A 13,883-nucleotide genomic window follows, 5' to 3' on the forward strand; every position below is an offset into this window, starting at 1 on the left:
TCCTGGCGTTCGGGCCGGTCCCGGAGACACCGGCCAGTACCATTACGGGTTATATGCACGCAATCCGCTTCTCCTCTCGGAGGTGCGCGTGACGACGACCGGTCGACGGCGGCCCACCCCCGCCGACCCGAGCCCCGAGCCGCCGCCAGGCGGCCGGGTGCCGAGCGGGACGGATCGGGATCTTCCGCCCGAGCTGGGCCCGGACGCGATCGGCGTACTCGACGGGTTGTCGTTCATGCTCTCCGACGCGGTCGGAGACGTGCCGGCCGGCTCGATCGGCGGGCTGGTCCACGAGGACACCCGGTTCCTGAGCCGCTGGCAGCTCCTGCTGGGCGGCGTCCGGCCGCTGCTGCTCGGGTCCAGCTCGGTCGACCCGTACTCGGCGGCGTTCTTCCTGTCCAACGCCGAGCTGCCGGAGCTGCCCGCCAACCGGGTCGGGATCCGCCGGCAGCGGTTCGTCGGCGAGGGCATGTTCGAGCGGATCGCGGTGCAGTGTTTCGCCGACGAGCCGGTGCCGATCGAACTGCGGCTCGCCGTCGACGCCGACTTCGCCGACCTCTTCGAAATCAAGGAGCAGCTCCGGGACCGGTCCGGGCAGATCCGCAGGGAGCACGCGACCGACGGTTCCCGGCTCCGCTTCGGCTACGCCAACGAGGGGTTCACCGTCCGCACCGAGGTCCTGGCGGTGCCGCCCGCGACCCGGGTCGAGGGCGACGACCTGGTCTGGGACCTGGTGCTGCACCCGGGCGAGGGTTGGCAGGTCGAGCTGCACGTGCCGCTGCGGTACGCCAACATCGACGTGGTGCCCACCCGCCGCGAGTTCGGCGAGGTGTTCGAGGTCGACGGCGACGGCGACTCGACCAGCCGGTGGCGGGCCAGCCGACCCGAGGTGCACACCGACTCGGACCTGGTCCGCGACGTCTACCACCAGTCCGTGGCCGACCTGGTCTCGATGCGGGTCGAGAAGGAGGTCGCCGGGCAGCGGGTCGTCATCACCGCCGCCGGGCTGCCCTGGTTCCTCACGCTCTTCGGGCGGGACGCGGTGATCACCGCGTACCAGGCGTTGATCGGTGGGCCGGAACTCGCCCGGGGCACCCTGCTGACCCTCGCCGACCACCAGGCCACCGAGCTGGACGACTTCACCGACCGGGAACCGGGGAAGATGCCGCACGAGTACCGCAGCGGCGAGCTGACCCGGCTCGGCGTCAAGCCGCACAACCCGTACTACGGCGCCGCCGACACCACCCAGCTCTGGCTGGTGCTGCTCTCGGAGTACTGGCGCTGGACCGGTGACGACCAGCTCCTGTACGACGTGCGGGAGAACGCCTACGCGGCGCTGCGCTGGATCGACGAGTACGGCGACTCGGACGGCGACGGCTACGTCGAGTACGCCACCCGGTCCACCCAGGGGTTGGGCAACCAGTGCTGGCGGGATTCCTGGAACGGGGTGCAGGCCGCCGACGGGACGATTCCGGTGCTGCCGATCGCGAGCTGCGAGATCCAGGGCTACACCTACGACGCGAAGCTGCGGATGGCCGAACTCGCCGACGGGCCGTACGCGGATCCGGAGCTGGCCCGGCGGCTGCGCGCCGATGCCGCCGGGCTGGCCGACCGGTTCAACCGGGACTTCTGGCTCGACGGGCGGGGCGGCTACTACGCCCTCGGGCTGGACGGGGACAAACAACCTATCGACGCGATGACCTCCAACATGGGACACCTGCTCTGGAGCGGCATCGTGCCCGCGGAGCGGGCCGCGATCCTGGCCCGACAGCTCATGTCCGAGGAACTCTTCTCCGGCTGGGGCGTGCGTACGCTCTCGACCCACGATCGCGGCTACAACCCGATCGGCTACCACCTCGGCACCGTCTGGCCGCACGACAACTCGCTCGTCGCGCACGGCTTGGCCCGGTACGGCTTCCGGGCGGAGGCGAACCGGATCATCGAGGCGATGCTGGAGGCGGCCCGGTACTCCGACAACCGGCTGCCGGAGGCGTTCTCCGGCTACGACCGCTCGTTCGGCCGGGTGCCGGTGCCGTACCCGACCGCCTGCAATCCGCAGGCCTGGGCCAGCGCCGCGCCGCTGCTGTTCCTGCGGACCATGTTCGGGCTGGAGGCCGTCGACGGGCGATTCGTGCTGAACCCGGACGTTCCCGAGCGGTTCGGGCGGATCCAGCTCAACGGGGTACAGGGCTTCGACCGGCGTTGGGAGATCGAGGTGAACGGCCGGCAGAGCCACCTGCGGCTGGTGCCCTGACCCTGGCCGTTCGTGCCCAACCGAGACCTCGGCAGGCTCCTAGCGGCGTCGGCCGGTCGCCGCTGCCGCGTCGAGGGCGGCCCGGAGCAGCCCGACCGCCGGTGGGATCTCGGCGTCGGTGATGTTGCCGTACCCGAGGACCAGCGCGGGTGACCCGGCCCGCTCCACCCGGTACGCGTCGAGGGCCGCCAGCCGCAGTCCGGCCGCCTCCGCCCCTGAGACCACCGCCGCGGTGTCGGTGCCGGCCGGCAGGTGCAGCAGGACGTGCAGCCCGGCGGCGGTGCCGGCCACCCGGCCGTCCGGCACCCGGGCGGCGAGTTCGCCCAGCAGCAGGTCGCGCCGGGTCCGGAACCGGCGCCGGGCCGCGCGCAGGTGTGTGTCGTACCAGCCCCGGTCGATGAAGGTGGCCAGGGCGAGCTGGTCCAGTACCGGCGGGGGCGCCGCGACGGCGTTCGCCGCCCGGAGCGCCGGCAGCAGGGCCGGTGGCGCCACCGTCCAGCCCAGACCGAGGGCGGGGGAGAGGGTCTTGCTGACCGAGCCGACCAGGAAGACCCGGCGCGGGTCCAGGCCCTGCATCACCGCGATCGGCCGGCGGTCGTAGCGGAACTCGGCGTCGTAGTCGTCCTCGACGACGTACCCGTCGACCGCCCGCGCCCAGCGCACCAGTTCGGCCCGGCGGCCGGGGCTGAGCATGGCCCCGGTCGGGAACTGGTGTGCCGCGCCGACCACCACCGCCCGCGCTCCGCCCGCCCCGGTCAGTTCGGCCACCCGCAGCCCGTCCTCGTCCACCGGGACCGGGACGGTGCGCAGCCCGGCGCTCGCCGCCGCGTCCCGGAGCCGACTCCAGCCCGGCTCCTCCACCGCCACCTCGGCGATCCCCTCCGCCCGCAGCGCCCGGCAGATCCGGAACAGCCCGTCGGTGATGCCGGCGCAGACCAGCACCGACCCGGGCTGTGCGTCGGCGCCGCGCGACCGCCGCAGGTATTCGGCGAGCGTGCCGCGCAGCGCCGGGTGGCCGGCCGGGTCGGGCGGGCCGAGGTCGTACCGCGCGGCCGAGCCGGTGACCGTGTGCACCGCCTCGGTCCAGCGTCGGCGGGGGAAGGCCCGCAGGTCGGGCAGGCCGGGCGCCAGGTCGTAGCGCAGCGGTGGCAGCGCCGTCCCGGGCGGCGTGCGGCGGCGTGCCGGCACGGTCTCCGGCGACCACGAGACCCGGGTGGCCGAGCCGACCCGGGCCGCCAGGTAGCCCTCGGCGACCAGTTGCGCGTACGCCTCGGTCACCACCCAGCGCGAGCAGTCGAGTTCCTCGGCGAGCGCCCGGCTGGGCGGTACGGCGGCGCCGGTCGCGAGCCGGCCGTCCCGGATCGCCGCCCGCAACGCCCGGGTCAGCCGGTCGTGCAGGGGACGCCGGGCCCGTTCCCGGGGTTCGATCTCCAGCAGGGTGGCCCACGCCGAATTGGTCTGGAAATCTGCCACGGTATTGGAGCGTACCGCCCGGCCGATCGCGCCTACCGTTCCAGACATGACCTACAACATCGCGCTCGGCGCCATGCTCTTCGGCACCGTCCAGGACGAGCGGCGCTCCTTCGAACTCCTGGACCACTTCGTCGAGGCCGGCGGCACCTGGATCGACACGGCGAACTGCTACGCCTTCTGGGCGGACCCCAGCGGGTACGGCGGGCAGAGCGAGGAACTGCTCGGCCGCTGGCTGGCCCGGCGTCCGGGGGTACGCGACCGAATCAAGATCAGCACCAAGGTGGGGTGCGAGCCCCTCGTGGCCGGCCGGTTCCCGGAGACCGCGGAGGGGCTGTCCGCGTCGGTGATCAAGAATGGGATCGAGGGCAGTCTCCGCCGGCTCGGTGTGGACCACGTCGACCTGTACTGGGCGCACAAGGAGGACCGCCACACACCGCTGGCGGAGACGGTCGCCGCCTTCGACGAACTCGTCTCCGCCGGTACGGTCGGCGCGCTCGGCTGCTCGAACTACGCCATCTGGCAGGTGGAGCGGGCCCGGCAGATCGCCCGGACGAACGGGATGACCGGGTTCACGGCGGTGCAGCAGCAGCTCAGCTATCTCCGGCCCCGCCCCGGCACCCGACCCAGCGTGGTGCACCGGTTCGGTGCGGTCAGCGACGAGGTGGTCGACTACCTGGAGTGCCACCCCGAGATGTCGCTCTGGGCGTACACGCCGCTGCTCGGCGGCCAGTACACCCGGGCGGACAAGCCGCTGCCGCCGGAGTACGAGCACCCGGGTACCGAGCGCCGGCTCGCCGTACTCGACGAGATCGCCGCCGAGACCGGCACCAACCGCAACCAGGTGGTGCTGGCCTGGCTGACCGGCGGCAGTCCGGCCGCCACCCCGATCGTCGGGGTGAGCACGGTCGCACAGTTGCGGGAGGCCCTGGCCGGGGTGGCGCTGGTGCTCACCGCCGAACAGCGGGCCCGGCTCGACGCGGCCGCCTGACCCGGCTGCCCGGAACCCGGCTGCCCGGCACCCGGCTGCCCGGCACCTGGCCCGACGAACTGGCCCGGCGGATCGGGGGCGGGCACAGCGTGCGGCGCCGGGAACCCGGCGCGGGCGGCCGCCCGCCGACGGCCGCCCGCCGACGGCCCCGGCCGGTCTCACCGACCGGGGCCGGCTCCCTCCTCGTCGGCCGACCCGTCGTCGCCGCCCTGGTCGGCGGTGTCGGCCGGCGGGATGGGGAAGTTGCGGTCGAAGACGTTGTCGGGGTCGTAGACCGCCTTGAGCGCGCGCAACCGGCCGAGGGTGGGCTCGGGAAACGCGTCCAGCAGGCGCTCCGGTGCGGTGTCCACCTCGAAGCTGAGGTACATGCCGTCGAGGTGCGGGTAGAGCCCGGCCCAGAGCCGGTCGAGCCGGGACCGCCGCTGCGGGACGGTGGCGGCGAGCACCGAGAAGTTCTGGGTCCGGTGTGGATAGGCGGTCTCGTCCCGGGCGACGTCGTTGACGGCGCCGCCGACGGAGCGGAACTGCATCACCAGTACGTCGCCGGAGCGGATCATCTTCGCCATCGCGGTCGCGGCCGGTGCGGTCACGTGGTGCAGCAGGCCGCTGTGGCTGTCCACCAGCCCCTGGCCCCGATGCTGGTTGCCGGGCGGGGCGACGATCGCCGGATAGGGCACGAGCTGGGCCTGCTGGTCGAGGACCGGCCCGATCTCCAGGAACGGGCTCAGCGCCGCCTCGGCCGCCTCGACGTCGTCACCGGCGTAGACCAGCGTGACCTGGGCCACCGGTGGGCCGCCGCGCCGGGCGGGGAAGAGGGAGAGGAAGCTGGTGATCTCCCGGGGGGAGTTCTCGACCAGCCCACCCCAGCGCTGGAGCAGCTCGGCGGTCTCCGAGGCCTCCACGACGAGCTGGGCGTAGACGACGTTGCCGACCTCGTACGCCTCCAGTTCCAGGGCGGTGACCACGCCGAAGTTGCCGCCGGCACCGCGTACCGCCCAGAAGAGGTCGGGGTGGTGGTCCCGGTCGACCCGGAGCAGCCGCCCGTCCGCGGTGACGATCTCGGCGGCGACGACGTGGTCGATGGTCAGCCCGTACTTCCGGACCAGGTAGCCGATCCCGGCGGTGGTGGCGAGCCCGCCGACGCCGACGTCGCCGTAGTCGCCGGAGCTCATCGCCAGGCCGTGCGGGGCGAGCGCCCGGGCGACGTGCCCCCACCGGGCACCCGGTTGCAGCCGGATCCGCCGGGTTGCCCGGTCGAGCACCTCGACCCGGTCCAGTCTCGACAGGTCCAGCACGATGCCGCCGTCGTTTGTGGAGCGGCCGCTGATGCCGTGCCCGCCACTGCGTACCGAGATCGTCACGCCCTGCGAACGGGCGTACCCGAGCGCCTGCGCCACCTCGGCGGCGCTCTCCGGCCGGATCACCAGCGCGGGTGAGCCCTGCCGGCTGTAGCTGTGCCGGACGCGGTCGTACTCCGGGTCGCCGGGTTCGACCGCCCGCGCGGCCAGGGTTGCCGGCAGGGCGTCGTAGTCGATGCCCCGGTGCCGCCGGGCCAGCGCGACGGCGGGTCGGACCGGCCCGGTCGCGGTCCCGTTCTTGCGCCGCTCGGTGGCGACCGCCTCGCGCAGCGCCGGTGCCACCTCCTGGCCGAAGGTCTGGAGCAGGCGCGGGTCGTCCCGGCCGATCAGGAACGCGCTGAACCCCTCGTCGAGGACGAGCGGGAGCAGCTGGTCGACCCACTGCGCGGGCGGACCCTGTAGGAAGCCGCGCCCGGTGGCGGAGAAGTCGACCTGCATGATGTTGAGCAGTCGGCGGATCTGCCGGGGATCGCGCCCGGCCGCGACGGCCGCCTCGTCGATCAACCGGTTGGCGGTGACCCGGTCGGGGGTGTCCAGGTATTCCTGGGTCGGTAGCCACCCGTCGGCCTTGCCGCCGGTCAGCGCCAGCATCCGGGGCTTGTACGCACCCAGCCAGATCCCGATCTCGTGCGCCGGTGCGGGGCCGCGCCGCATTCCGGGTACCGGATAGTGCTCGCCGGGCAGCCGCAGCGGTCCCGCCGTGGCGGTGTCCCACACCCCGCGCAGCACGTCGATCGCTTCCCGGAGCGCCGCCACCCCCGGGCCGGCGCCGAGCCGGCGGGCGCCCATGCCCTCGATCGCGTCCCAGAACGCCCCGGCGCCCAGCCCGAGTTCGAACCGGCCTCCCGAGAGCAGGTCGAGGCTGGCGGCGGCCCGGGCCAGCACCGTCGGCGGGCGCAGCGGCAGGTTGAGCACGTTGGCCGAGACCCGGATCCGCTCGGTACGGGCGGCGACCCAGCTCAGCAGGGTCCAGGTGTCGAGGAACCCGGGGTTGTAGGGATGGTCCTGGAAGGTGGCCAGATCCAGTCCGGCCGACTCCGCCAGCTCGGCCAGCTCCACCACCCGCTCGGGCGTCTCCGCACCGGGCGTGATGAACGCCCCGAACAGCAGCTCATGGCCGTAATCAGGCATTGCTTACCTCCGCGCCCCGTCGGTCAACCGACAGGAACTCTAGGTGAAATATCTTCTGCTCGACAACTCATATGGCGAGCAACATATTCCGCGCGGGGTTCGGAGCGGAGTGGGGGGGGGGGGGGGGGGGGGGGGGGGGGGGGGGGGGGCGGGGGGCGCGCCGGCGGGGGGGGGGGGGCCGGGGGGGGGGGGGGGGGGGGGGGGGGGGGGGGGGCGCGGGCGGGGCCCCCCCGGGGGGGGGGGGGGGCCCCCCCCCCCCCCCCCGGCCCACGGGCACTGCTCACCCGTGGGCGCGGCAGGTCACCGGTCGACCTAGCTGGTCAGCTTCTTGGCCTCGTCCATCGCCTTCTTCCAGGCGGCGTCCGAGCTGAGCTGGCCGCGCTCGGCCGCCTGCATCTGCGGCTCGACCACCGTCTCCCAGATCTGCTGGTGCTTGGCGCCGAGGAAGACCGGCTTCATGTTCTTGACGCTCTCGCCGAAGATCTCGCCGGTCGGGGCGCCGCTGAAATACTCGCTCTTCTTGTCCTTGAACGCCGGGTCCTCGATGCCGGCGATGTCGGACGGCATCGCACCGGCCTCCTTGAACGCGGCCAGGTGGCCCTCCTTGCTGGTCAGGTACTTGGCCAGCAGGTAGGCCTCCTTCGGGTGCTTGGTCTGCGCCGGCACCGCGAGGTAGGAGCCGCCCCAGTTACCGCCACCGCCGGGGATCTTGGCGATGTCCCACTTGCCGGCGTTCGCCGGGCCGGACTTCGGGGCGATGACGCCCTCGGTCATCCACGCCGGGCACGGGATGGTGGCGAACGCCGAGTTCTTGAAGGCGGCGTCCCAGTCGGCGCTCCAGCGCTGCGCCTTGGCGGTCAGCCCGTCGGCGGCCATCTGCAGGCCCATGTCCCAGGTCTGCTTGACGACCGGGTTGGTGTCGCCGATGAACTTGTTGTCCTTGTCGAAGAAGAACGTCTCGGAGTTCTGCATGACGTGCGGCTGCATCAGGCTGGTCGCGCTGTCCAGCCAGGCGGCCTTGGCCTTGCCGCTGGCCTTGAACTCCTTGCCCAGCGCGATGTAGTCCTGCCAGGTGCTGATCCGCTGCGAGACCTCTTCGCGGTCGGTCGGCAGGCCGGCCTGCTGGAAGAGGTCCTTGCGGTAGCACATGGCCAGGCCGCCCACGTCGGTGCCGAGCCCGATCAGCTTCTTGCCGTCCGGGGTCAGGGCGTTGTTCCACTTCCACTCCGGGAAGTTGGACTTCAGCTCGTCGGCCCCGAGCTCCAGCAGGTTGGCGAACTTGTCGTGGTTCTGCACGTACCCCAGCAGCACGCCCTCTTCGAGCCCGACCACGTCGCCGGCACCGCTGCCCGCGGCGAGCCACTGCACCAGCTTCGGCTGGAAGTCGCGCAGCTCGCCCATCTTCTGGTGCTCGACCTTGATGTTGGGGTTGGCGGCCTCGAAGTCCTTGATCGCCTGGTCGTAACCGAAGTTCTGGAAGGTCTGCAGGACCAGCTTGACCTGTCCCCCTTCGCCGGTGGACCCATCGTTGTCGCTCTTGCTGCACGCCGTGCTGCCGAGAGCCACGCCCGCGGCGAGCGCGGCGACCGCGACGGTGCGGAGCCGGCGCCTGATGACGCTCATCCCTGACCCCTCTCAGGTGGGTAACTCGTGTTGTGGTGGTGTCGGAGATTCATGTGTGTCGACCGTGCTGCTGATGCCGGTGTCCCGGGTCGTGCGGTGGCGCGAAGGTGCTGTGTCCGCCCGCCGACCGGCGCCGGGCGGGGACGCCCGGCGCCGTGCCATGGGATTCGGTTTGCCGCCACCTCGACGATCGTGTGGCCTGGGCCACAAACCGCCGGGAGCGCTCCCATGAGATTGCCGGCGCGTTTCGGGGGTGTCAATGGGCATCTGGGAGCGTTCCCATTTCGTTACCGTCGGCGCTGGGTCACTCACCCTCAAAGCGGGCGTTATCCCCGAGGTAACGCGCCGGCCGACCTCCGGCCCGACACCGGCGGATCAGATGGCACCCGCCGCACCCGCCAGCGCTCCACAGTGGCCGTCGACGGACCGTCGCCCGCGACCCTCGTGACCGAGCCACGCCGGGGCGTATCCGGGTCAGCTCAGCCAGCGGGCCAGGGTGCTCGCCCGGCCCGGGTCGAAAGTCGACGGGTCGAAGGGCCGCCCCAGCCAGTCGCGCAGCGACTCGTGCTCCGGATGGTCCGGGTCGGCCATCGCGGCGAGGAACCGGCGGTAGCCGTACGGGCCGCCGATGTCCTCCGGCGGACAGGCCCCCGCACCGGCGGAGCAGACCGGATACCGCTCGTCGGGATCGGCGCCGAAGACGTCCTCGACGATCACGTCGTGTTCCCACCAGTCGCCGAAGTCGTAGGTGTAGAGGAAGCGACCACCCTTGGTCGCCACCGCGTCCAGCCGGGTGTCCAGCTCGTCGCGGAGCGTCAGCTCCCCCTCGGGATCCGGTACGCCGTACTGCACCCCGTCGATGTCGAACGAGTGCAGATGGCAGTTCTGCCAGCCCAGTACGGACTGGAACAGCCGGTGCACCCGGTCCAGGGTGTAGCCGCCCGGCACCAGCACCCGCCGCCAGACCGGCGGTGTGACGTCGGCGAGCGACACCTTGAGCTGGAAGATCTGACGGCGCATCGTCTCCCACCCTCTCGGCATAGGCTTACCGGCATGATCTGCCGAGCCTGCCGGGACGACAGGCACGACGACTGCCGGGGCCGCAACTGGTGCGACTGCCAGCACCGTACCCCCGCACCCGTCCCTCCGGTCACCGGTCCGGCCAGCGAATGACCGGGAATGTCGGAATAACCCGGTTGTGGCCTGAGCCGATGTCGGCTGCCCTGGACGAGCCGGCACTGATCGCGCTCTATCCGCGCCTCGACCGGCCCCATCTCCGGATGAACTTCGTCGCCAGCATCGACGGCGCGGTCGAGCTGGACGGCCACTCCGCCGGCCTCTCCTCCGCGCCGGACAAGCGGGTCTTCGGGCTGCTCCGGATGGTCTGCGACGTGCTGCTGGTCGGCGCGGGCACGCTGCGGCACGAGGCGTACCGGGCACTCCGGCTGGACGAGCGGCGCCGGGCCTGGCGCCGGGAGCACGGGCTGGCCGAGTACCCGACGATGGTCGTGGTCTCCCGGGCGCTGAACCTCGACCCGGAGTCGGCGGCCTTCGCGGACGCCCCGGTCCGGCCGGTGGTGCTCACCTCCGAGCGGGCCGAGGCGCCGGCCGGGCTCGCCGACGTCGCCGAGCTGCTGCGGCACGGTGCGGAGCAGGTCGACCTGGCCGCCGGCCTGGCCGAGCTGCACCGCCGAGGGCACGGCCAACTGCTCTGCGAGGGCGGGCCGCACCTGTTCGGCTCGCTGACCGCCGCCGGCCTGGTCGACGAGGTCTGCCTGACGGTGGCGCCGATGCTGACCGGTCCGGGCGCCGGGCGGATCACCGCCGGGCCGACCACCACACCGCACGGGATGTCGCTGCGGCACGTCCTCGCCGCCGGGGACGAGCTGCTGCTCCGGTACGCCCGAGGCTGAGCCGGCCGGCGCCGGCCCGGGCGGTGCGGCGTGTTGCCCGGGCCGACGGGTGGATTGAGGGTCATCATGGCGCAGGAGACTGGTGCCGCCGCGCCGCGTTGGCACGGTGTCGTACTAGTGAGGCAGGATGCGACTCGTGTGTCTTGACCAGATTCTCACCCTGACCGGCGCGACACCGACCGGGACGACACCCAGCGGAGTTGCGCGGTGACCGACAGCTCCCCGGAGGGTCCGGGTGCGGCGGTCGGCCGGGTGCTGGGCACCGCCGACGCCACGCCCCTGCAGTTCTGGACGGCCGTCACCCCGGGCAGCTACCTCCAGCTCGACGACGTGGTGGTGACCCGCCGCGAGCTGCCCGACCGGGAACCGGTCACCATCGCCGGAGTGGTCACCCAGGTCCGGGCCCGGCACGAGGGGGCGCAGTTCGACTCCGACGTCTTCGCCATCGCCGACGGCACCCTGCCGGCGATGGTGCAGGAGGCGGCCGAGATCACCACCACCCGGGTCGATCCGGAGTTCTACGTCCCGCCCTCCCCCGGGGCGGTGGTCTACCGGGCCGAGGGCGAGGCCCGGTCGGCGGCGCTGCACTTCGACCGGATGGAGCGCCGGGTGCCGATGGGGATGGGCCGGGATGGCGTGCCGGTCTACCTCAACGCCGACTTCCTGGACGGCAGCCGCGGCGCGCACGTCTCCATCTCCGGCATCTCCGGGGTGGCCACCAAGACCAGCTTCGCCACCTTCCTGCTCTACTCGGTCTTCCGCTCGGGCGTGCTCGGCGGCGACGCGGTGAACGCCAAGGCACTGATCTTCAACGTCAAGGGCGAGGACCTGCTCTTCCTCGACCACCCGAACAGCCGGCTGGACGCCGCCACCACGGAGACGTACGCGAAGCTGGGGCTCGACGCCGGGGCGTTCCCGGACGTCCGGGTCTACGCCCCGCCCCGGGCCGGCGACTCCTCCGGCACCCCCGACGTGAGCAGCCGGCTCTCCGGGGTCGACAGCTTCTACTGGACGCTGACCGAGTTCTGCGCCGACCGCCTGCTGCCGTACGTCTTCGCCGACGCCGACGACGAGCGCCAGCAATACACCATGGTCGTGCACTCGGTCGCCGCCCACCTGCACCGGTACGCCCAGCCCGCCGACGGCGGGGTCAGCGTCGACGGGGTACGGATCAACTCCTACCCCGACCTGGTCGACCACATCGTCGAGCAGCTCACCGACGACGAGACCCGCTCGGAATGGGCCGGCAGCGCGGTCAACATGGGCACCGTCAACGCCTTCGCCCGGCGACTGATCGGCAGCAAGAAGGACCTGGCGCGGCTGATCCGGGGTGACCTCGCCACCCGCCGGCCGCACAGCGTGAACACCGCCGAGAGCGCCCAGGTGACCGTGGTCGACCTGCACAACCTGCCGGACCGGGCGCAGCGGTTCGTGGTCGGGGTGACCCTGAAGACCGAGTTCGAGCGCAAGGAGAAGGCCGGCACCGCCAAGCCGCTGCTCTTCGTCGTCCTCGACGAACTGAACAAGTACGCCCCCCGGGAGGGCTCCTCGCCGATCAAGGAGGTGCTGCTGGACATCGCCGAGCGGGGCCGCTCGCTCGGGGTGATCCTGATCGGGGCGCAGCAGACCGCCAGCGAGGTGGAACGGCGCATCGTCACCAACTCGGCGATCCGGGTGGTCGGCCGGCTCGACCCGGCCGAGGCGTCCCGCCCGGAGTACGGCTTCCTCCCCGCCGCGCAACGGCAGCGGGCACTGCTGGCCAAGCCGGGCACGATGTTCGTCAACCAGCCGGACATCCCGGTGCCGCTCTGCCTGGACTTCCCCTTCCCGGCCTGGGCGACCCGGGTCTCCGAGGCCGGTACCGCACCCACCGGGACGCTCCGCTCGATCACCCAGGCCGCCGACCCGTTCGCCGTGGTCGGCTCCCGGTCGGGCGTGCTCTCCGACGACGACATCCCCTTCTAGGCAGGTGGTGGCGTGAAGATCCTGCACACCTCCGACTGGCACGTCGGCAAGGTCCTCAAGGGACAGTCCCGGGTCGGCGAACACCGGGACGCCCTCGCCCAGCTGGTCGAGGTCGCCCAGGCCGAGTCCCCCGACCTGGTGATCGTCGCCGGTGACCTCTACGACACCGCCGCACCGACCCCGGAGTCGACCCGGCTGGTCACCCGGGCGCTCTCCGCGCTGCGCCGCACCGGCGCCCAGGTCGTCGCGATCGGCGGCAACCACGACAACGGCCCGGCCCTGGACGCGCTGCGGCCGTGGGCCGAGGCCGCCGGAGTGGCGCTGCGGGGCAGCGTCCGGGACAACCCGGCCGAGCACGTCATCGACGGGACCACCGCCGACGGCGAGGCGTGGCGGCTGGTCGCGCTCCCCTTCCTCTCCCAGCGGTACGCGGTCCGCGCCGTCGAGATGTACGAGCTGACCGCCGCCGAGGCGGTGCAGACGTACGCCGACCACGTCGGGCGGGTGCTCGGCCGGCTGACCGAGAGCTTCGACTCCGCCGACCGGGTGCACCTGGTCACCGGGCACCTGACCGTGGTCGGCGCCCGGACCGGCGGCGGTGAGCGGGAGGCGCACACCGTGCTCAACTACGCCGTACCGGCCTCGGTCTTCCCGAGCAACGCGCACTACGTGGCACTGGGTCACCTGCACCGGGCGCAGCAGGTGCTCGGCCCCTGCCACATCCGCTACAGCGGCAGCCCGCTGCCGATCGACTTCGGCGAGGAGGAGAACCGCCCCTCGGTCAGCATCGTCGAGGTGAGCACCCGGACCGCCGCCCGGGTCCGGGAGGTACCGATCACGGCGGCGGCGCCGCTGCGCACCGTACGCGGCACCCTGGCCGAGCTGGCGAAGGTCGACGACGGCACGGCGTGGCTGCGGGTCTTCGTCCGGGAGGCGCCGCGAGCCGGGCTGCGCGAGGAGGTGCAGGAACTGCTCCCCCGGGCCCTGGAGGTGCGGATCGACCCGGAGATGCTGCCGGCCTCCGGTGCGGGCCGGGCCGCGCAGCGGGCCGGACGCTCCCCCCGGGAGCTGTTCGCCGACTACCTGACCAGCCGGGGCCAGACCGACGACGGAGTACGCGAACTCTTCGACGAACTCTACGAGGAGGCGACCAAGTGATGGACGAGGAGGCGACCGAA

At 72.6% G+C, this 13,883-nt stretch carries 9 protein-coding genes; 5 read left to right on the forward strand and 4 right to left on the reverse strand.

The window, feature by feature from the left end:
* Positions 1-88: 88 nt before the first annotated feature.
* The gene (locus tag V1634_RS06450) at positions 89-2,254 is read left to right on the forward strand and encodes an amylo-alpha-1,6-glucosidase (RefSeq protein ID WP_331206823.1); all 2,166 of its coding nucleotides are present in this window, start codon (positions 89-91) and stop codon (positions 2,252-2,254) included.
* A gap of 39 nt (positions 2,255-2,293) precedes the next feature.
* On the opposite strand, the gene pdxR is transcribed toward V1634_RS06450, so the two are convergent.
* A complete protein-coding gene (pdxR, locus tag V1634_RS06455; RefSeq protein WP_331206824.1) occupies positions 2,294-3,727 on the reverse strand; it encodes a MocR-like pyridoxine biosynthesis transcription factor PdxR in 1,434 nt (477 codons plus the stop codon).
* Between the two features lie 46 nt (positions 3,728-3,773).
* Here pdxR and V1634_RS06460 point away from each other — a divergent pair, with 46 nt between their 5' ends.
* Positions 3,774-4,715 (forward strand): aldo/keto reductase, encoded by a 942-nt coding sequence (locus V1634_RS06460; protein WP_331206825.1) that lies wholly within the window; start codon positions 3,774-3,776, stop codon positions 4,713-4,715.
* A gap of 158 nt (positions 4,716-4,873) precedes the next feature.
* Here the strand turns inward: V1634_RS06460 and V1634_RS06465 are convergent, their stop codons facing one another.
* The 3 genes from V1634_RS06465 to V1634_RS06475 form a co-directional block, all read right to left on the reverse strand.
* Positions 4,874-7,204, reverse strand: a complete 2,331-nt coding sequence (locus V1634_RS06465) for an LLM class flavin-dependent oxidoreductase (RefSeq protein ID WP_331206826.1) — start codon at positions 7,202-7,204, stop codon at positions 4,874-4,876.
* A gap of 312 nt (positions 7,205-7,516) precedes the next feature.
* Positions 7,517-8,827, reverse strand: coding sequence for an extracellular solute-binding protein (locus V1634_RS06470; RefSeq protein ID WP_331206827.1), 1,311 nt, complete (start codon positions 8,825-8,827; stop codon positions 7,517-7,519).
* A 474-nt stretch (positions 8,828-9,301) separates the two neighbouring features.
* Positions 9,302-9,847 (reverse strand): plasmid pRiA4b ORF-3 family protein, encoded by a 546-nt coding sequence (locus V1634_RS06475; RefSeq protein ID WP_331206828.1) that lies wholly within the window; start codon positions 9,845-9,847, stop codon positions 9,302-9,304.
* A 149-nt stretch (positions 9,848-9,996) separates the two neighbouring features.
* Here V1634_RS06475 and V1634_RS06480 point away from each other — a divergent pair, with 149 nt between their 5' ends.
* The 3 genes from V1634_RS06480 (at position 9,997) to V1634_RS06490 (ending at position 13,863) form a co-directional block, all read left to right on the forward strand.
* Positions 9,997-10,740: a pyrimidine reductase family protein gene (locus V1634_RS06480; RefSeq protein ID WP_331206829.1), complete on the forward strand. Its 744-nt coding sequence runs from the start codon at positions 9,997-9,999 to the stop codon at positions 10,738-10,740.
* A 207-nt stretch (positions 10,741-10,947) separates the two neighbouring features.
* Positions 10,948-12,705, forward strand: a complete 1,758-nt coding sequence (locus V1634_RS06485; RefSeq protein ID WP_331206830.1) for an ATP-binding protein — start codon at positions 10,948-10,950, stop codon at positions 12,703-12,705.
* Between the two features lie 12 nt (positions 12,706-12,717).
* On the forward strand, positions 12,718-13,863 hold the full coding sequence (locus V1634_RS06490; protein WP_331206831.1) for an exonuclease SbcCD subunit D: 1,146 nt from the start codon (positions 12,718-12,720) through the stop codon (positions 13,861-13,863).
* Positions 13,864-13,883: the final 20 nt, after the last annotated feature.

This window comes from Plantactinospora veratri (genome assembly GCF_036421995.1).
Taxonomy (GTDB): Bacteria; Actinomycetota; Actinomycetes; order Mycobacteriales; family Micromonosporaceae; genus Plantactinospora; species Plantactinospora veratri.